This is a genomic window from Vibrio sp. ZF57, from assembly GCF_001691235.1.
Taxonomy (GTDB): domain Bacteria; phylum Pseudomonadota; class Gammaproteobacteria; order Enterobacterales; family Vibrionaceae; genus Vibrio; species Vibrio crassostreae_C.
This window is the reverse complement of sequence record NZ_MAKD01000097.1, coordinates 81,609-102,001: the sequence shown is the minus strand read 5'-3', so window position 1 is coordinate 102,001 and position 20,393 is coordinate 81,609. Positions and strand designations below refer to the sequence as shown.

Genomic DNA, 20,393 nt, shown 5'->3' with positions numbered 1-20,393 from the left:
AAAATTATAGTTTTATATCTACGACAGAGAGCGAGTCTAATTGCTGCATCTTCTGCCATATTTCACTGACGGTTCTTCCGTCTTGCGGGATCACTCGCGCAGGACAAAGATCATAAAGCGGTTGTGTTACAAAAGGATATTTGTAGATATCACTGCGTGGTAATTCTGGCTCACGCTCAGAAACCTCCTCTCCAAACAGCACAATATCAAGATCGAGTTTTCGATCTTGTAGTTTGTGCGCATCTTGAGAGCGACCCCATTTAAACTCAATTTTACGCAGCTGCTGTGAAAATTCAGTCAATGAGAGTGACGTGTCGAGCTCTATCACAAAGTTATAAAACGGATGGCTATTAAAACCGACGGGCTCACAGTGATAGATTTTAGAGCATTTAAGGTTAGTCCCTAACGATTGAAGCTCTGTCCATGCCACCCTTGCATGCTTGTCGCGGTCTATGTTCGTGCCAACACCAACATAGGCTACTGTCATGCTTGACCTCGTTCGATGATCACACCAACGGCTTTTGCTTGTGGCACTGCGCCAGGTTTAGCCAATCGGATTTTAATCCACGGCACAGAGAACTGAGTCATAATAAGCTCTGCGACTTCTTCAGCAACACGTTCTACGAGTAGAAAACGGCCATTTGCAATGTGCTCAAGTACTGCAGTGCTCACTTTCGAATAATCCAAAGCATCAACCACATCATCACTCTTGCCTGCTGGGCGGTTGTCATGAGCCATTTCAATATCAAGCACCAGTTTCTGTTTGATCTCTTGCTCCCAATCGTAAACACCGATCGTTGTAATTACTTCTAGCTGCTCAATGAAAACTTTATCCAGTGCCATGACTTGTCCTTTTAGAGGTCGGATACCCAAATTGGGGAAAAAAACGTATTATTTGCGTAATTCGAGATATGATATCAATTACTCTTGGATTGAGCATTATTTTCCCATCGTTAGGCGTATAACCGTTAAAGGACAGACATGACCCCATTGGCACTTATCATGATCATTGCTGCCTACTTACTAGGTTCAATCTCTAGTGCGGTCTTGATATGCCGAGTTTTGAGGCTCCCAGATCCTCGAACAGTAGGTTCTAACAACCCAGGAGCAACCAATGTCCTGCGTGTTGGCGGTAAAGGCGCAGCAGCTGCCGTCCTTTTGTGTGACATGCTGAAAGGCACTATCCCTGTCTGGCTTGGCTACTACCTCAAGATCGACCCAATCATTCTTGGGGTTGTGGCAATTGCGGCGTGTCTTGGCCATATGTATCCGATCTTCTTCCACTTCAAAGGTGGTAAAGGCGTGGCAACCGCACTTGGCGCTATCGCCCCAATAGGATTCGATCTAACCGGAATGATCATGGCGACTTGGTTAGTGGTCGCGTTTTTGTTTCGTTACTCTTCTTTAGCGGCACTGGTTACTGTGCTACTTGCCCCTTTCTACGCTTGGTTAGTCAAACCTCAATACACATTGCCAGTAGCCATGCTGTGCTGTTTGATCGTGTTACGTCACCACCAGAATATCCGCCGCCTACTCGATGGCAGCGAACCAAAACTCGGACAAAAAAAATCGGCTTAAACTGTCACGTCTAAGCCGAACCATAATATTCAGTATTTAAAGCTTATAGCAGATGTTTATCTAAAAACGTCTTCAGCATTGTGTTCACAAACTCTGGTTGCTCTAACGAGCTAATATGACCTGCGCCAGGAATCACCACTAATTCACTGCCCGTAATGCAATCGTGCATTAGGTATGACTCAAGTACCGGACGTGGTTTATCTTCTTGTCCTACAGCAATCAAAACAGGCAGAGCAAAGTTCTCTACCGATTCAATCATGTCACGACGTCCAAACACCATTCGACCAATTCGTGCCACTTCTTCAGCGTTGTCACCCTCAAGAGCAGATAACTGCTGAGTAAACCCTTCCACTAAAGTTGGCGTGTTGGTTTGAGCATCATTAGCGAAGAACAGTGGAACAACCGCTTCAACAATTGGCTGAGGAACCGTCTTGGTTTGAGTGATGGTATCTAACATGCTGAAGTACTTAGCGTGAGCAACCTCTGGTTCTAAACCCACAAAAGTATCCATTAGAACCAAAGACTTAATACGTGCAGGTGCAAGTTCCGCTAACTCTGTTCCCCACATACCGCCAACCGATAAGCCAACCACTGAGAATTCTTCGATCTCTAAATGATCAAGCAGAGCCAAAACGTGCTGAGCGTAATCTTTCAAGTTACGCATCGAAGCGGGTGCAGCTTGAGACTCACCGTGAGACCAAAGCTCTGGAACAATACAGCGATACTGAGTTTTTAACGCTTCGATCTGCGGCTTCCACATTGCACTATCCCAAAGGTAGCTGTGGCCGAGTACAACAACAGGGCCTTGACCTTCATCTAGGTACGCCATCGATTGATTGTCTACTGTGAACTTGTTCATTTTCTTCCCTAATCTCTATCAGCAATTATTTATCGACATACGGTCGGTAAGCTAGGATATAAAAACGGCCGCACAAGGCGACCGTTTATCGAAACACTATAGTCAATTACGCAATTGGCTCTAGCTGGTCAATAGGCCAACGCGGTGTGGCATGAACAGACAAATCAGCCGTTTCGCCATTCTTCAGGCGCTGCATGCCCGCATAAGCGATCATCGCACCATTATCTGTACAGAACTCAGTGCGTGGGTAGTACACCTCACCACCGACTTTCTTAGCAAGCGCCTCAAGCTCAACGCGCAGTTGTTTGTTGGCACTTACACCGCCAGCAATAACTATACGTTTCATGCCCGTTTCAACCAAGGCACGCTTACACTTGATTACTAAGGTTGCACAAACGGCTTCTTGAAACGCGTAAGCAATATCAGCACGAGTCTGGTCATCATTATCGTTATCACGAATGGTATTCGCTGCGAACGTCTTCAGACCAGAAAAGCTCATATCTAAACCCGGACGATCGGTCATTGGACGCGGGAACTTAAAACGACCCGGAGTGCCTTTTTCTGCCAAGCGAGATAGCAATGGGCCACCAGGGTAATCTAAGCCCATCAGTTTCGCGGTTTTATCAAACGCTTCACCCGCTGCATCATCAATCGATTCACCAAGGATTCGGTATTCACCAATACCTTTCACTTCTACCATCATGGTATGGCCGCCAGAAACCAGCAGAGCCACAAATGGGAATGGAGGTGGATTGTCTTCTAACATTGGCGCAAGAAGGTGACCTTCCATATGGTGAACAGGCACAGCAGGCACCCCCCACGCATAAGCAATACTGCGACCAATCGTTGCACCAACCAGTAGAGCGCCCACTAAACCAGGGCCAGCCGTGTAAGCCACACCATCAATGTCTTTCGACGTTAGGTTCGCTTCAGCTAATGCCGCTTTAATAAGAGGAATTGTTTTTTTCACGTGGTCACGTGAAGCTAGCTCAGGTACCACACCACCGTAATCGGCGTGCAGCTTTACTTGGCTATATAATTGATGAGAAAGCAGCCCTTGCTCATCATCATAAATCGCGATTCCTGTTTCATCACAAGAGGTTTCAATACCAATAATGCGCATAATTTTCTCGGCACGCTTTCGTCTAAAATGGGAAATTAGCGCAATATTACCCTGCCTAAGCTCTTCAAACAAATATTGTACAGACTATAATCGACAAAGTGCTTTACAAAGCCACTGTGATCGGATTAAAATTCCGCACCATTTTTGATCAAGCTGGTTAATGGCCAAACGCGAATAGAGAGTTAGCTCGATGGGTAACTTCTCTGATTTGGTACTGAGTAGCCAGCGATAATGAATAACCCCTGAGGTGAAAGGCATATGCCAATAGTTAAAGTACGTGAAAACGAACCGTTCGACGTTGCACTACGTCGTTTCAAGCGCTCTTGTGAAAAAGCAGGTATCCTTTCTGAAGTTCGCCGTCGCGAGCACTACGAAAAGCCAACTACAGTTCGCAAACGCGCTAAAGCAGCAGCTCAAAAGCGTCACGCTAAGAAGCTAGCTCGCGAAAACGCACGTCGCGTTCGCCTGTACTAATAACTTAATCCATAAGGACTGAGTTATGGCTCTTATTGAACAACTCAAAGAAGAGCAAAAATTAGCGATGAAAGCCAAGGACAAACCGCGCCTTGGCACTATCCGCTTAGCTCTTTCAGCAATTAAGCAACGTGAAGTTGACGAACGGATCACTCTGAACGACGACGACATTCTTGCTGTATTAGTTAAAATGGTTAAGCAACGTCGCGATTCTGTTGCTCAATATGAATCAGCAAATCGTCAAGATCTTGCTGACGTGGAAAAAGCAGAAATTACGGTACTTGAAGGCTTTATGCCTCAACCGCTAAGTGATGAAGAAGTTATTGCACTACTTGATAGCGCAATCGCCGAAGCTCAACCAGCGGGCATGCAAGACATGGGTAAAGTAATGGCTATCTTGAAACCACAAATTCAAGGGCGTGCAGATATGGGTAAAGTTAGTGGTTTAGTTCGTTCTAAACTCGCTTAATCCCAAATCAAATTGCAACAAGCCGTGCAATCCTTCGGAACGCACGGCTTGTTTGTATCTGTAACCTATTCAAACTATTATTATCCACACTCTCAGTTAGTGCATTTTTCTAAGGTTTTATGGCAGGACACATCCCGCGTAGTTTCATTGATGATCTCCTAGCGCGTCTCGACATTGTCGACATAGTGGACGCACGCGTGAAACTTAAGAAAAAAGGCAAAAACTATGGTGCTTGTTGCCCATTCCACAACGAAAAGACCCCTTCTTTTAGCGTAAGCCAAGAAAAACAGTTTTATCACTGCTTTGGTTGTGGCGTACACGGTAATGCTATCGACTTCATTATGGAGTTCGAACGTCTCGATTTTGTTGAAGCGATTGAAGAGCTTGCCTCTTTCTTAGGCCTCGATGTTCCTAGAGAGCAACGTAGCGGCGAGATATCAACAGCACCAAGAGCCAACAGCGAACAAAAACGTAACCTCTACGATTTGATGGGCGGCATCAGTAATTTTTACCGCTCTCAACTGAAAATATCAGCCAACAAACCTGCGATTGATTACCTAAAGAATCGTGGCCTTTCGGGCGAGATCGTCCAGAAGTTTGGCATTGGTTATGTGGCCGATGAGTGGGACTTAGTTCGTAAGAACTTTGGCCAACAGAAAGAAGCCCAAGACATGCTCGTAACTGGCGGCATGTTAATTGAGAACGATAAAGGTAACCGATACGACCGATTCCGTGGACGCGTAATGTTCCCGATTCGCGATCGTCGTGGCCGTGTGATTGGTTTTGGTGGTCGTGTATTAGAAGACGGTACTCCAAAATATCTCAACTCACCAGAAACGCCTATCTTCCATAAAGGTAAAGAGCTTTACGGCCTTTATGAAGTGCTGCAAGCCTACCGTGAACCGCCGCAAATACTTGTGGTTGAAGGTTACATGGATGTCGTGGCATTAGCGCAATATGGTGTTGATTACTCAGTAGCATCACTGGGCACATCGACAACCGGTGACCACGTTCAAATGCTGTTCCGCCAAACCAGCACAGTGGTTTGTTGTTACGATGGTGACCGAGCAGGTAAAGAAGCCGCGTGGCGCGCACTAGAAAATGCCCTTGAGTACCTGAAAACCGGTAACACACTCAAGTTTCTATTCTTGCCCGACGGTGAAGACCCAGACAGCTATATAAGAGAACACGGCAAAGCCGCTTTCGAACAGCTTGTTCAAAATGCGACACCGCTTTCGACCTATTTGTTCGATAACCTGATTGAAATACACAAGTTAAACTTGGGAACAACCGAAGGGAAATCGGCACTGCGCGCACACGCTAGCGCATTGATTAACAAAATCCCTGACAGTTACTTCCAAGAGTTGCTCGAAAAATTGCTCGATGAGCGCACTGGATTTGATAACCAATTGAGGCGAGCGCGTGTTCATACACAGAACCCGACACCTCAACCGCATAAAGAGCTGAAGCGCACTCCAATGCGTGAAGTTATCGCTTTGCTTATCCAAAATCCGAGCTATGCTGATATGGTACCGGATTTATCAAGTGTCAAAGGCTTACAGCTGCCTGGACTAAGTTTATTCGTCGAAGTACTTGATAAATGCCATGCGCATCCCCATATCAACACAGGCCAATTATTAGAGCATTGGCGACACAATAAACATGAGGCTCTTCTGTCTCGTCTCGCGAGCTGGGAAATCCCCCTCGACGAAGACAATCAAGAAGACATATTTTTAGACTCATTGGACAATATACTTGCCCAGTGCGTTGAAAAACAAATTGAAAACCTGCAGGCCAAAGCAAGAAGCGTCGGTTTATCAGCCGAAGAAAAAAGGGAGCTACTAGCTTTAATGCTAGATCTAAAAGCGTAACCCTGTTTGATTAGTCAGCATTTAATAAATTTGTTAACATAATTGGTTTGCATTTGAGAATGCAACGTCCTTCACCAGACCTGAAGTTGGATATCATCTATGGATCAAAATCCGCAGTCACAGCTTAAATTACTTGTTATTAAAGGCAAGGAACAAGGCTATCTGACCTACGCCGAAGTAAACGACCACCTACCTGCAGAAATCGTGGATTCTGAACAGGTAGAAGACATCATTCAAATGATTAACGACATGGGTATCAAGGTAGTTGAAACTGCACCTGATGCTGATGATCTAGCACTTAATGATGACGATGCCAATATAGATGAAGATGCAGCCGAAGCTGCAGCTGCTGCGCTTTCAAGCGTAGAAAGCGAGATTGGCCGTACTACTGACCCAGTTCGTATGTACATGCGTGAAATGGGTACAGTTGAACTACTGACTCGTGAAGGCGAAATCGACATTGCGAAGCGTATTGAAGATGGTATCAATACAGTTCAACTATCGGTTGCTGAGTACCCAGGCACTATTCCATACATCTTGGAACAGTTTGACCGCGTACAAGCAGAAGAGATTCGCTTAACAGACCTAATCAATGGCTTTGTTGACCCAGACGACGATGGCACAGCTGCGCCAACGGCGACTCACATCGGTTCAGAACTTGCTGAAACTGATCTGGAAGACGAAGACAAAGAAGACGCAGAAGACGACGAGGAAGAGGAAGAAGAAGATACAGGTATCGATCCTGAGCTTGCTCTTGAGAAGTTCACAGCACTTCGTACTAGCTACCAGAATCGTCAACTAGCGATCAACGAGTACGGCCATGAAAGCCCGAAAGCAATGCTTGCAACGACAATGATGCAAGACGTATTCAAAGAGTTCCGTCTAACACCAAAACAGTTTGATTTCCTAGTAAACGAACTGCGTAACTCTATGGATCGTGTACGTACTCAAGAACGCCTAATCATGCGTCAAACGGTTGAGTACGGCAAAATGCCGAAGAAATCTTTCATTGCTCTATTTACTGGCAACGAATCTAGCGAAGCATGGTTGGATGAAGTTCTTGCTTCAGACAAGCCATACGCAGAAAAGATTAAACGTAACGAGCACGACATCCGTCGCTCTATCCAAAAGCTGGATATGATCGAACATGAAACGTCTCTTACTGTTCAAAGCATCAAAGATATCAGCCGTCGCATGTCTATCGGTGAAGCGAAAGCTCGTCGTGCGAAGAAAGAGATGGTTGAAGCGAACTTACGTCTAGTAATCTCGATTGCTAAGAAGTACACAAACCGTGGTCTACAATTCCTGGATCTAATCCAAGAAGGTAACATCGGTCTGATGAAAGCGGTAGATAAGTTTGAATACCGTCGTGGTTACAAGTTCTCTACTTACGCTACTTGGTGGATCCGTCAAGCAATCACTCGTTCGATTGCCGACCAAGCTCGTACTATCCGTATTCCGGTTCACATGATCGAAACGATCAACAAACTAAACCGTATCTCTCGTCAAATGCTACAAGAGATGGGTCGTGAACCACTTCCGGAAGAACTGGCTGAACGCATGCAAATGCCTGAAGACAAGATCCGTAAAGTACTGAAAATCGCTAAAGAGCCAATCTCAATGGAGACACCAATCGGTGACGACGAAGATTCGCACCTAGGTGATTTCATCGAGGATACAACGCTAGAACTACCTCTAGACTCTGCAACGGCAACCAGCCTACGCGGTGCAACTAAAGACGTTCTTGCAGGCCTAACACCTCGTGAAGCTAAAGTACTGCGTATGCGTTTCGGTATCGACATGAACACTGACCACACTCTTGAAGAGGTTGGTAAACAGTTCGACGTAACTCGTGAACGTATCCGTCAGATCGAAGCAAAAGCACTGCGTAAACTTCGTCACCCAAGCCGCTCAGAAACTCTGCGTAGCTTCCTAGACGAGTAATCGCACACTCAAGTGTGGTTAGCTTTTAAGCATAAATAAGAAAAGGTGAGCGTTGGCTCACCTTTTTTTTATCTGTGTGATTTAAGTGGCTAAGATGTAAGCGGAATTGCCCCTTATAGTGTCTAGACACCATTGAACGCTTCCCCTATAATCTATGCCCTACGGCCCCTTAGCTCAGTGGTTAGAGCGCACGACTCATAATCGTTCGGTCCCCAGTTCAAATCTGGGAGGGGCCACCAAATTAGAAAAGCCAGAACAGTTCACGCTGCTCTGGCTTTTTGCTTTTCTGATTCAGTACCAATCACACCCTGCACTTCCGAACCAAAAACGAATCGTCCCGCACACAATTCCAATTGCCTCTCTGTGACTAAACATACTTTTCTTTTATAAAAAAATCGGCAATATGAGAGTACATAAATCGCTCAATAGTTCAGGGAAGACTCATGAAAGACGAAACACTCTCGATTCACTTCGGTTACGACACTGATCCAACAACCAAATCGGTTGCCACACCTATTTACCAAACCGTCGCGTACGAATTCGATGACGCACAACACGGCGCCGACCTCTTCAACCTTGCGGTGCCAGGCAATATCTACACTCGCATAATGAACCCAACCAATGATGTGTTAGAAAAACGCATGGCCGCCTTAGAAGGAGGTATCGCAGGCTTAGTGGTAAGTGCGGGCAGTGCTGCGATCAACTATGCGATTCAGACGTTGGCGCAAATCGGTGACAACATTGTTTCAACACCTCAGCTTTACGGTGGTACTTACACCCTATTTGCTCATATGCTGCCAAACCAAGGGATCGAAGTTCGTTTTGCTAAAGACGATAAACCAGAAAGCTTAGCGGCACTGATTGACGAAAAAACCAAGGCGGTTTACTGCGAAAGTATCGGTAACCCAGCAGGTAATATTATCGACTTAGAGCGTGTTGCTGAACTTGCTCACGCACAAGGTGTACCTGTGATTGTTGATAACACGGTGGCGACGCCTGTACTGTGTAAACCTATCGATTTTGGTGCTGACATCGTGGTGCACTCACTAACTAAATACGTGGGTGGTCACGGTACAACGTTAGGTGGCGTGATTGTCGACTCAGGTAAATTCCCATGGGCACAGCACAAGGACCGCTTCCCTGTGTTTAATCAGCCAGAGCCTTCTTATCATGGCGTGGTTTATACCGAGGCCTTTGGTGAGGCTGCCTTTATTGGCCGCGCTCGAACCGTTCCATTGCGTAATACAGGCGCAGCACTGTCACCCATGAATGCCTTCATGTTGATGCAGGGTCTAGAAACGTTGTCGCTACGCATGGAGCGACACACCGAGAATGCACTGAAAGTAGCAGAATACCTTAAGCAACATGAGAACGTGAGTTGGGTAAGCTACGCGGGGTTACCAACCTCTGAGTTCTACCCATTGGCTGAGAAGTACATGCAAGGTAAGCCGTCTGCCATTTTATCTTTTGGCTTGAAAGATGGTTATGAAGCCGGTGTTCGTTTCTATGATGCGCTGCAAATCTTCAAGCGCTTGGTGAACATTGGTGATGCAAAATCTCTCGCTTGTCACCCTGCTTCTACAACACACCGTCAATTAAGCGAAGCGGAACAAAAGCAAGCAGGTGTGTCACCAGAGATGATTCGTCTCTCAGTAGGTATCGAGCACATTGACGATATCTTGGCTGACCTAGAGCAAGCACTTAATGCTTAACGCTTAACGCCGTTAAAGCTAGATCTAACGCTGATCGTTAGCTAACAGGCACAAAAAAGCCCATCACAGGATGGGCTTCTTATTATCTAATGTTCTTAGATAGGCTAACGATTACTCAACTGTTACCGCTTTCGCTAGGTTACGAGGTTGGTCAACGTCGGTACCTTTTATTAGTGCGACATGGTAAGACAGCAGCTGCATCGGTACTGTGTAGTAGATAGGCGCTGTTACTTCACTTACGTGAGGCATCTTGATGATCTTCATGTTCTCATCGCTTTCAAAGCCCGCATCTTCATCAGCGAATACGTAAAGTAGACCGCCACGAGCACGCACTTCTTCAACGTTCGATTTCAGCTTCTCTAGCAAGTCGTTGCTTGGTGCAATAACGACTACAGGCATATCTGCATCGATAAGAGCCAAAGGACCGTGCTTAAGCTCACCAGCTGCGTATGCTTCTGCGTGGATGTAAGAGATCTCTTTCAGTTTAAGAGACGCTTCCATCGCGATTGGGTAGAACTCACCACGACCCAAGAACAGTGTGTGATGCTTATCAGCAAAATCAGGTGCCAGTGCTTCAATTTCTTTATCGAACGCTAATGCTTTCTCGATATCAGCAGGCAGTTGGTGAAGTGCTTGAACGATTTCCGCTTCTTTTTCTTCATTGATACGACCTTGTAGACGACCAATTGACGTTACCATCATCAGCATCGCTGCTAGTTGAGTTGTGAAAGCTTTAGTAGAAGCAACACCGATCTCTGTTCCTGCACGAGTCATGAAGGCAAAATCAGATTCACGAACCAGTGAAGAACCCGCAACGTTACAGATAGTCATTGCAGACATATAACCCTTCTCTTTTGCAAGACGAAGTGCAGCAAGCGTATCCGCCGTTTCACCAGATTGAGACAGAGTCACCAATAGGCTGTTCGGACGAACAACGAAATCACGGTAACGGAATTCAGAAGCAATCTCTACGTCACAGCTTACGCCAGCTAGAGATTCAAACCAGTAACGCGCTGCCATGCCTGAGTTGTAAGACGTACCACATGCGATGATCTGCACGTGTTCAACCTTGCTTAGGATCTCTTCAGCTTTAACGCCGATCGCGTTAGTGATAACCGAAGTGTCAGAGATACGGCCTTCCATTGTATTGATCAGCGCTGTTGGCTGCTCGAAGATCTCTTTCTGCATGAAGTGGCGGTATTGACCTTTGTCACCAGCGTCGTGTTCAGCGTTTGACTCAACGATTTCACGCTCAACACGCTCACCCGCTACATCAAATACCGTAACATCACGACGAGTTACCTCAGCAACATCACCTTCTTCTAGGTACATGAAGCGACGAGTTACGCTCAGTAGCGCCAGTTGATCAGAAGCAAGGAAGTTCTCGCCGACACCAAAACCGATAACGATCGGGCTACCAGAACGAGCTACAACGATACGGCTAGGATCTTTACGATCAACCGCAACCGTGCCGTACGCACCGTCTAATTGTTTTGCTGTTTTCTGTAGCGCTTCAACCAAAGAAGCTGAAGTGCGAAGTTCCCACTCAACTAAGTGAGCAATAACTTCTGTATCCGTTTGTGAAGTAAATACGTAACCACGCTCTTGCAGCATAGCGCGCAGTGCTTCGTGGTTTTCGATAATGCCATTGTGTACAACGGCAATATCACCAGACATGTGTGGGTGTGCGTTCGCTTCAGACGGCTCACCGTGTGTCGCCCAACGTGTATGAGCGATACCTGTACCACCAATCACTTGTTGCTCTTCTACTGCGTCAGCTAGCTCTTGTACTTTACCTAGGCGGCGTACACGAGTTAGGTTAGATTCAGTATCGACTACAGCGACACCAGCTGAATCGTAGCCACGGTATTCTAGACGACGAAGGCCTTCTACTAAAATTTCAGCTACATCACGCTGTGCTACTGCACCAACAATTCCACACATAGTTTCACTCCATCAATTTTGTTTTATTCCTATTGGCAGCAAGCAAAGGCCAAATCTTCATTAAGATCAATTATAGGAAGGTAAATGCATAATACTTAAATTTGTTTTTACGCTGGATCGGTCAGGATCACTCGAACATCATGTGATTCGATACTTGCTTTGGATTCTTCGCCTAAGTCTGTATCGGTAATTAAGATGTCAATGTGTTCCCATGCCAGCTCTAAGTTAGGGATCTTTCGTCCCACCTTTTCCGACTCAACCATCACGATCACTTCTCGTGACACTTCAGCCATTACTTTGCTCAGGCCAACCAGTTCGTTAAACGTGGTTGTGCCTCTATCGAGGTCGATACCATCAGCCCCAATAAATAGTTGGTCAAAATCGTAAGCACGAAGTACCGACTCTGCAACTTTGCCTTGGAAAGAGTCCGAATGGGTATCCCAAGTGCCGCCAGTCATTAATAACGTCGGCTCGCTTTCAAGCTCATTAAGCGCATTAGCAACGTGCAATGAGTTGGTCATAACAACCAAGCCACGCTTAGCATTAAGCTGCTGAATTAGAGCACCGGTCGTACTGCCACTATCGATCACGATGCGGTTATGGTCGCGAATTAAATCTGCAGCGGCTTTTGCCAATGAAATCTTTCGAGTCGAAACTTGTTGACCCAGTTCTTCGTTGACAACCTCTTTCGGTAACGAAATCGCACCACCATAACGGCGTAAAAGCTGACCGTTTTTCTCTAAAGACGCCAAGTCCTTTCTAATAGTGACTTCTGAGGTTTCGAACTTAGCGGATAATTCATCAACACTAACCTCCCCTTTTTCATTCACTAGGTTAGAAATTGCATGTCTTCTGAGCTGGGTGTTTCGTTTCGACATTTAAAAAAGGCCATTAAGTTTCGATATGAAATATATTATAGTTACAACGAAACTATTTAGTCCATTTATTTTGATCCAAAAAATTAATAAATAGCGATAAAACCTTGTCCTAAGACAATTGTTAAGCAGTGATATTGAACTCATTAGGTGGTAGAATCCGCACCCGAAAAGAAAAAAAATTACAAAACTGACTGTTATTTTTTTGCAACTTACCCCCTATATAGTGGGGTAAGTCACAGAAAACCGATATTGAATCAAAATCTTTTAGTCATAAAATGACTAAAATTGATGAAAGACTTACAACTCTGAAGGACATATTGGAAGTCCCGCGCTTTTACACAACAGGCACAAAATGTTGATGTAGCGGACCAATCTTCAGAACTTAAATAAATTTCAAATTGTAACAATACTTACCGGAGAGTACCTTCCATGAAAAAGACCAAAATCGTATGTACGATTGGCCCTAAAACTGAATCTGTAGAGAAGCTAACTGAACTAGTAGATGCTGGCATGAACGTTATGCGTCTTAACTTCTCTCACGGTGATTTCGCAGAGCACGGCACTCGTATCGCGAACTTCCGTAAAGTAATGGAAAACAAAGGTGAGCAACTTGCTATCCTTCTAGATACTAAAGGTCCAGAAATCCGTACTATCAAACTTGAAGATGGTAACGACGTAGATCTAGTAGCTGGTCAAGAGTTCACTTTCACAACTGACGCAACAGTTGTTGGTAACAAAGACGTAGTAGCAGTAACTTACCTAGGTTTCGCTAAAGACCTAACAGCAGGTAACACTATCCTTGTTGATGACGGCCTAATCGAAATGGAAGTTATCGCAACAACAGAAACTGAAGTTAAGTGTAAAGTTCTTAACAACGGTGCTCTAGGCGAAAACAAAGGTGTTAACCTTCCTGGCGTTTCTGTTCAACTTCCTGCTCTTTCTGAGAAAGACAAAGCTGACCTTAAGTTTGGTTGTGAGCAAGGCGTAGATTTCGTTGCTGCTTCTTTCATCCGTAAAGAAGAAGACGTTAAAGAAATCCGTGAGCTTCTAAACGCTAACGGCGGCGAGAACATCCACATCATTTCTAAGATTGAAAACCAAGAAGGTGTAGATAACTTCGATTCAATCCTTGAAGCTTCTGACGGCATCATGGTTGCTCGTGGTGACCTAGGTGTTGAAATCCCAGCTGAAGAAGTAATCTTCGCTCAGAAGATGATGATCGAGAAGTGTAACCGTGCACGTAAGATGGTTATCACTGCAACTCAAATGCTTGACTCTATGATCAGCAACCCACGTCCAACTCGTGCTGAAGCGGGTGACGTTGCGAACGCAATCATGGATGGTACTGATGCAGTAATGCTTTCTGGTGAAACTGCTAAAGGTAAGTACCCAGTTGAAGCTGTTACTATCATGGCTCAAATCGCGAACCGTACTGATTCAGCTCTTAAAGCTGAGCTAGGTTCTCGTCTAGACAGCCCACGTCTACGTATCACTGAAGCAGTATGTAAAGGCGCTGTAGACACAGCAGAGAAGCTAGCTGCTCCTCTAATCGTTGTTGCAACTGAAGGCGGTAAATCTGCACGTTCAGTACGTAAGTACTTCCCAACTGCAAACATCCTAGCTCTAACAACTAACGAAAAGACAGCTGCACAGCTAGTTCTTACTAAAGGTGTTAAGCCAGTTCTTGTTGACTCTATCGAGAACACAGACGCGTTCTACATCAACGGTAAAGAAATCGCTCTACAATCTGGCCTAGGTAACAAAGGCGACATCGTAGTTATGGTTTCTGGTGCTCTAGTAGCTTCTGGTACTACAAACACGGCATCTGTTCACGTTCTATAAGAATGAACCGATTCGCATAAAATATAAAAGAGGGCTTCGGCCCTCTTTTTTTATGAAACAAAATCTTGCCTAACTTTTCAGTACGCTGTATTATCAATCACAATAGAACTACGTACTGTTAACCTCCAACTGACTCTTTCTAAGAGACGGATTAGCAGACTAGAAATCATATATAGATGAGGTTTGTAATGTCTAGTCCTACGCTCACTGACAAAGTATCAAAGATGATTCGCCAAGATATTCTTAATGGTGAGTTAACCCCAGGCCAAAAGCTTGTTGTTGCTGATCTAAAAGCACGCTACAACGTTGGCGCATCCCCTATTCGCGAAGCCTTGGTACAGTTATCTTGGAGCAAATACGTAAAGCTAGAGCCACAAAAAGGCTGCTGGGTATCTCCTGTATCAAAGAAAGAACTGAATGACCTATACGAAAGCCTTCGTGTTGTATCATCGGTTCTGCTTAAAAAAGCGATTGCAGCAGGTGATGAGAGCTGGGAACTGGATGTACTAACGTCTTACCATAAACTATCGCGAGTACAGTACGTATCTGAAGAGTTTGACTGTGTAGAATGGGAAGAGCGCCACCAGCAATTCCATGTCGCACTGCTTGAAGGTGCAGATTCAGAGAACATGTTTAAGTTCTTTGATGACCTAATTAACCAAGTGAAACGTTACCGCTTCCTCGCTATGTCTGCAGAAAGCGCATCAGATGATCTGTTCAATATTGATGAACACGAAATGATCATGAAACTAGTACTCTCTAAGAATGTAGAACAAGCGACTGAACTGCTTGATCAACACCTGCTAGGTTCAATGAAACGAATTGAAGAAGTTATCGAAGCGGCATAACGCTAAAGTAGCTTCTAACCAAATAAAAACGGGCCCAATGGCTCCGTTTTTTGTTTCCAGTATTACGACTGAACTACCACCCAAAAAACTCTTTGTGATGAGTATTGAGTAGCACAACCATAGGTAAAAAATACAAAGCACTCAATTGAAAGCCAAGAATGGCTAATGTGCCTATGGTTAACCTCACTAAAAAATCGACAAACATACCACGCCTCTTTTAACCAGACTGTATGATCCCCAAACTCTTGCTCCAGCTAACCTAATTCTACTGCTGCCTTTCAAACCATTGAAAAGGCTAGCTAATCAGTTGAATTAAGTTAACGGTGTCATCCTTTTACATCTGGTAAACACTCTAATTATTACACCGTTAAGCACGATGTAATCTGAAGCAAGGTAGTTTACTTATTGTTCATTTTAGCTCAAATTTCCACCAGCATTAGACTTTAGTCTAACTGTATAGATTTTGTGACATAGGTCGCTCAAAAGTGAGATTCCTATAAAAAGGGGGAGAGATAAAGTGAGTCGGGGCCAGCTTGAAGAGGTGAAGCAAAGAGAAGACAGGACTAGATAGAAGCGAACCTAAGCGACATCATCGTAGCTAGGACACATAGAGACCGTATTACGACCAGACGATTTAGATTCGTAAAGCGCAACATCGGCACACTTGTATGAGCGAGTACTGTTACTTGTTAAATCAGTAAAGCCAACACTCACCGTTACCTTAGTTCCGGCTGCCAGTTCAATCTCTATTCGCAAGCGATCCAATACGCGCTTTGCTTCTGGCAGAGACGTGTGTGGCATCAAGAGTGCAAACTCTTCTCCTCCGACACGTGCAACAAAGTCAGTCCCGCGAAGGCTATCTTGCAGAAGCTTGGCGACACTTGCTATCACTCGGTCGCCTTCGTCATGACCAAGTTCGTCGTTGATTCGCTTGAAGTTATCGATATCGACTAAAGCTAAGCAAGTCGTCGATTCATTAGGGTAACGCTCAACCAAGCGAGAATAATACGCGAGCTGCTCTTCGAACTTTCGTCTATTCCAAAGATTACTCAAAGAGTCACGTTCACTTAAGATCCTCAAACGTACTTCAAGCTCCTTCCTTACGGAAATATCAACCAACGAGGTGATGTAGTAACTGACTTTGCCTGAATTGTTTTTGACCGCATGCACTCGCATGATCGCAGTAAAAGGAATACGCAGCTTGTTCTTACACTGAACCTCCCCTTCCCATACTTCTTCTTGCTCTAAATGACTCCAAATAGCCGAGCTTGAGAGCACTTGGTCGGTATTCTCAAGCAGCAACTGCAATGCATTTTGACCGATCACCTGTTTTTTGCAGTACCCAGTCATGTTCTCAAATTCGTTGTTGATCATCATTGTGCGGTGCTGCTTGTCAGAGATCATCACTGCCGACATACCATTCAATGCGGCGCGTGCCAATTTACTCTCTAGGCTTCGGCGTCGGCAGTGCGTCACCAGGTAAGCAAACGGGAAAGCGAATATCAGCACCGTAATCAGAACAATGATCTCTTCATGGGCCAAATCATCTAGATCACGCTCAGCCCGATCCATCAGTTGCTTTTGATTAAGTTGAATCAGTAAATGGACCTTTTGACTGTTCGCGAGCATAACCGTGTTAAAGGCAAACAAATTACCATCTTCAAAAACGTATCCCACCTGATCATTGGAGATCGCATCCCACGTCTTCGGCGCGATATTTTTCAGGTTATAGCCTTTTCTTTCAGGAATAGAGTCTCCGAACAACTTACCGCTGTTGTTACTCGCGATGAAGTAACCCGCGTCATTGAGAACTTCTGCTCTAAGATCGTTATCTGGTGAAAAGCTCAGACGCGACGATAAGCCCCATACATCAAGATTGATGACGAGGTAGCCTACTCTTTCGTCAGGGGTTTCTACTGGGGTAAAGACACGGATTACCGGCGAATAAGGGAAGGTGACTTCACCATGCTCAGTTTCAAGCTCAATACCCCAACCGCCAATCTGTTCGGCTTCTAGTTTTTGAGCGTATTGGAAGTAGTTAGAATCCGACCTATCTTGCAGCTGTTGAGGAAACGTCACTCTACCGGTATCAGAGGAGTAGTTAACACGCACCAATTCTTTGCCAGTGACATCTAACAGATGGATTTGTGTATACCACTTCTGGTTCACGAGAACAGATTGCCAGACCTCTTCAAGTAGATGTTTGGTTTGGTCTGAGGGAGAGGAAGCAAAGTTAACCAAGCTCTGGCTATGACTGAGTAGCTCCATGACCGAGACTAACTGAGTCTTGAGAAGATCATAATCTCGCTTGGCATACACTAACTGATGAACGGCTTGCTTAGCTGAGTAGTCAAAGCTCTGCTGTTTTACTTCTTTGTAGCGCTGCAAATAATACAGACATACTGCAGAAGACAATATGATAGAGATAATCAGCAATGTAATTATTGATTTTTTATTTCGCATTGCTAACTCAGATGAATGGAAGTGCAGCGCGGGATTATAGCACTCTAAAAAATTAACAAAATAAAAGCCGCTTAAAAAAGCGGCTTTAAAGTTATTTTTTAAAGACTTATCGTCTAGGCTTTCAACGCACGTTCGCCTCGTGCGATGCCAACAACACCACTTCGAGCTACTTCAAGCACTTCCGTCACTTCAGACAGCGCCTGAATGAAGGCATCCAGTTTCTCGCTAGTACCCGCCATTTGAACCGTATATTGAGAAGCCGTAACATCAACGATCTGACCACGGAAGATATCCGCTGTGCGCTTCACTTCCGCACGAGCAAAGCCGCTCGCACGTACTTTTACCATCAACAGCTCACGTTCAATGTGTTCAAGTTCAGACACTTCTTGTACTTTAAGTACGTCGATTAGCTTATGCAGTTGTTTCTGAATCTGCTCAAGCTGCATTTCGCTCGAGTTAGTAGTGACGTTCAAACGAGACAGCGTCGGATCATCGGTTGGAGATACGTTCAAAGACTCGATGTTGTAGCCACGCTGAGAAAACAAGCCAACCACACGAGAAAGCGCACCAGGTTGGTTTTCCATTAGTAGTGAAATAATGTGTCTCATATTATGTTCTCTCCGTTTTGCTTAGCCACATGTTATCCATACCCTCGCCTTTGATCTGCATTGGGTATACGTGCTCGGTGTCATCCACACTAATATCGACAAATACCAAACGGTCTTTCATCGCCAGTGCTTTTTCCAAACCTGATTCCAATTCATCCGGAGATGAAATGCGCATACCAACGTGGCCATAAGCCTCAGCGATAGCAGCAAAATCAGGAACAGAGTCCATATATGAGTTAGAGTAACGGCCTTGATAAACAATGTCTTGCCACTGTTTTACCATGCCTAGGAAACGGTTGTTAAGGTTAATAATCTTAACCGGGATATTGTATTGCAGCGCAGTCGACAGCTCTTGGATATTCATTTGAATGCTGCCGTCACCGGTTACCACAACCACCTCTTCATCTGGCTTAGCAAACTTAACGCCCATACCAGCAGGCAGGCCAAAGCCCATCGTGCCTAGACCACCAGAGTTAATCCAACGACGTGGCTTGTTAAACGGGTAGTATAAAGCAGCAAACATTTGGTGTTGACCTACGTCAGAAGCAACATAGGCATCGCCATTGGTTACTTTATGCAGTGTTTCAATTACTTGCTGTGGTTTGATGCGCTCAGACGATTTCTCGTAAGCTAGGCAGTCACGCTCTTGCCACTGCTTGATTTCACTCCACCAGCTTTCAATCGCTTCTGCATCGTTAGTGCCGCCTTGCTCAACGAGCAAGTTCACCATGCTCTCTAGAACCTTTTCAGCAGAACCTACAATCGGTAGATCCACTTTTACGTTCTTAGAGATCGAAGATGGGTCGATATCAATGTGCATGATCTTCGCATCAGGGCAGTACTTATCTAGGTTATTAGTCGTTCGATCATCGAAACGTACGCCAATACCAAAGATCAAATCCGCATTGTGCATCGCCATATTGGCTTCATATAAACCATGCATGCCTAACATACCCAAAGAGTTCTTATGGGTGCCAGGGAAAGCGCCAAGCCCCATTAGGGTGCTTACCACAGGTAAATTCAGTGCCTCTGCTAATTTTAACAGCGGCTTATCTGCCTCAGAAATAACCGCACCACCACCGACATAAAGTACCGGCTTCTTCGCTTCAAGAAGGGCTTTTAGCGCCTTTTTGATCTGACCTTTATGACCCGTAACCGTTGGGTTATACGAACGCATTTTGAGCGTTTCTGGGTATTCATAAGGAAGCTTGATTTGTGGGTTTAAGATATCTTTCGGCAGATCAATAACCACAGGACCGGGACGCCCTGTCGTTGAAATATAGAATGCTTTTTTAACGACTTCAGGGATATCTTCCGCTTTCTTAACTAAGAAGCTGTGTTTAACGATCGGGCGTGATACACCCACGATGTCACACTCTTGGAAGGCGTCATTACCAATGAGGTTATTTGGTACGTTACCAGAAATAACAATCATTGGGATTGAGTCCATGTAGGCGGTTGCAATACCAGTAACGGTATTGGTCGCACCTGGACCAGAACACACAAGTACTACACCCGGTTTACCGGTAGAACGAGTATAGCCATCTGCCATGTGGGTAGCGGCTTGTTCGTGTCGCACTAATACGTGTTTAATTTCAGCAGTTTTAGCATGCAACGCATCGTAGATATCAAGTACAGAACCACCTGGGTAACCAAAGATTTGTTCTACACCCTCTTCAATTAGAGACTGCACCACCATCTCAGCGCCGGATAACATTTCAGCGCCGGATGACATTTCAGCGCCGGATGACATGGCTGTTTCAGGTTTTGTTGTCATATT

At 45.0% G+C, this 20,393-nt stretch carries 17 protein-coding genes and 1 tRNA gene; 9 read left to right on the top strand and 9 right to left on the bottom strand.

The genetic code is table 11. The annotated features are described in order from the left end of the window. Positions 1-4: 4 nt before the first annotated feature. Both folK and folB read right to left on the bottom strand, forming a co-directional pair. Positions 5-487 carry a 2-amino-4-hydroxy-6-hydroxymethyldihydropteridine diphosphokinase gene (folK, locus tag A6D97_RS14765; RefSeq protein ID WP_017061413.1) on the bottom strand — a complete coding sequence of 161 codons (483 nt, stop codon included), beginning with the start codon at positions 485-487 and terminating at the stop codon, positions 5-7. Continuing rightward, positions 484-843, bottom strand: a complete 360-nt coding sequence (gene folB / locus A6D97_RS14760) for a dihydroneopterin aldolase (RefSeq protein WP_017061412.1) — start codon at positions 841-843, stop codon at positions 484-486. The genes folK and folB overlap by 4 nt, the downstream gene beginning before the upstream one ends. A gap of 138 nt (positions 844-981) precedes the next feature. On the opposite strand from folB, the gene plsY reads away from it, so the two are divergent. Further along, complete coding sequence (plsY, locus tag A6D97_RS14755; protein ID WP_009847793.1) at positions 982-1,578, top strand: glycerol-3-phosphate 1-O-acyltransferase PlsY; 597 nt, start codon at positions 982-984, stop codon at positions 1,576-1,578. 43 nt (positions 1,579-1,621) lie between these two features. On the opposite strand, the gene A6D97_RS14750 is transcribed toward plsY, so the two are convergent. After that, positions 1,622-2,437 (bottom strand): alpha/beta hydrolase, encoded by an 816-nt coding sequence (locus A6D97_RS14750; RefSeq protein ID WP_017062922.1) that lies wholly within the window; start codon positions 2,435-2,437, stop codon positions 1,622-1,624. Positions 2,438-2,543: 106 nt separating this feature from the next. Further along, complete coding sequence (gene tsaD, locus A6D97_RS14745; protein WP_017061410.1) at positions 2,544-3,560, bottom strand: tRNA (adenosine(37)-N6)-threonylcarbamoyltransferase complex transferase subunit TsaD; 1,017 nt, start codon at positions 3,558-3,560, stop codon at positions 2,544-2,546. 258 nt (positions 3,561-3,818) lie between these two features. Between tsaD and rpsU the strand changes: the two genes are divergently transcribed. The 6 genes from rpsU (at position 3,819) to A6D97_RS14715 (ending at position 10,030) form a co-directional block, all read left to right on the top strand. Then, positions 3,819-4,034, top strand: coding sequence for a 30S ribosomal protein S21 (rpsU, locus tag A6D97_RS14740; RefSeq protein WP_004396009.1), 216 nt, complete (start codon positions 3,819-3,821; stop codon positions 4,032-4,034). Positions 4,035-4,059: 25 nt separating this feature from the next. Continuing rightward, entirely contained in the window at positions 4,060-4,503 is a 444-nt protein-coding gene (locus A6D97_RS14735; RefSeq protein WP_017061409.1) for a GatB/YqeY domain-containing protein, read from the top strand. Between the two features lie 119 nt (positions 4,504-4,622). Further along, positions 4,623-6,374: a DNA primase gene (dnaG, locus tag A6D97_RS14730; RefSeq protein ID WP_017062923.1), complete on the top strand. Its 1,752-nt coding sequence runs from the start codon at positions 4,623-4,625 to the stop codon at positions 6,372-6,374. A 99-nt stretch (positions 6,375-6,473) separates the two neighbouring features. Further along, the gene (gene rpoD / locus A6D97_RS14725; RefSeq protein WP_017062924.1) at positions 6,474-8,318 is read left to right on the top strand and encodes an RNA polymerase sigma factor RpoD; all 1,845 of its coding nucleotides are present in this window, start codon (positions 6,474-6,476) and stop codon (positions 8,316-8,318) included. A gap of 163 nt (positions 8,319-8,481) precedes the next feature. Beyond that, positions 8,482-8,557, top strand: a tRNA-Ile gene (locus A6D97_RS14720). Between the two features lie 204 nt (positions 8,558-8,761). Further along, positions 8,762-10,030, top strand: coding sequence for an O-acetylhomoserine aminocarboxypropyltransferase/cysteine synthase (locus A6D97_RS14715; protein ID WP_065584698.1), 1,269 nt, complete (start codon positions 8,762-8,764; stop codon positions 10,028-10,030). 111 nt (positions 10,031-10,141) lie between these two features. On the opposite strand, the gene glmS is transcribed toward A6D97_RS14715, so the two are convergent. Next, the gene (glmS, locus tag A6D97_RS14710; RefSeq protein WP_017061405.1) at positions 10,142-11,974 is read right to left on the bottom strand and encodes a glutamine--fructose-6-phosphate transaminase (isomerizing); all 1,833 of its coding nucleotides are present in this window, start codon (positions 11,972-11,974) and stop codon (positions 10,142-10,144) included. A gap of 107 nt (positions 11,975-12,081) precedes the next feature. Further along, positions 12,082-12,852, bottom strand: coding sequence for a DeoR family transcriptional regulator (locus A6D97_RS14705; RefSeq protein WP_017061404.1), 771 nt, complete (start codon positions 12,850-12,852; stop codon positions 12,082-12,084). Positions 12,853-13,281: 429 nt separating this feature from the next. Here A6D97_RS14705 and pykF point away from each other — a divergent pair, with 429 nt between their 5' ends. Both pykF and A6D97_RS14695 read left to right on the top strand, forming a co-directional pair. Further along, positions 13,282-14,694: a pyruvate kinase PykF gene (gene pykF / locus A6D97_RS14700; protein WP_017061403.1), complete on the top strand. Its 1,413-nt coding sequence runs from the start codon at positions 13,282-13,284 to the stop codon at positions 14,692-14,694. A 176-nt stretch (positions 14,695-14,870) separates the two neighbouring features. After that, the gene (locus tag A6D97_RS14695) at positions 14,871-15,542 is read left to right on the top strand and encodes a GntR family transcriptional regulator (RefSeq protein WP_080582236.1); all 672 of its coding nucleotides are present in this window, start codon (positions 14,871-14,873) and stop codon (positions 15,540-15,542) included. Between the two features lie 579 nt (positions 15,543-16,121). Here the strand turns inward: A6D97_RS14695 and A6D97_RS14690 are convergent. The 3 genes from A6D97_RS14690 to A6D97_RS14680 all read right to left on the bottom strand — a co-directional run bounded on the left by A6D97_RS14690 (position 16,122) and on the right by A6D97_RS14680 (position 20,390). After that, positions 16,122-18,005: a diguanylate cyclase gene (locus A6D97_RS14690; RefSeq protein WP_065584697.1), complete on the bottom strand. Its 1,884-nt coding sequence runs from the start codon at positions 18,003-18,005 to the stop codon at positions 16,122-16,124. Positions 18,006-18,118: 113 nt separating this feature from the next. Continuing rightward, the gene (gene ilvN, locus A6D97_RS14685) at positions 18,119-18,613 is read right to left on the bottom strand and encodes an acetolactate synthase small subunit (protein WP_008219984.1); all 495 of its coding nucleotides are present in this window, start codon (positions 18,611-18,613) and stop codon (positions 18,119-18,121) included. Between the two features lies 1 nt (position 18,614). Beyond that, positions 18,615-20,390, bottom strand: a complete 1,776-nt coding sequence (locus tag A6D97_RS14680) for an acetolactate synthase 3 large subunit (RefSeq protein ID WP_065584696.1) — start codon at positions 20,388-20,390, stop codon at positions 18,615-18,617. Positions 20,391-20,393: the final 3 nt, after the last annotated feature.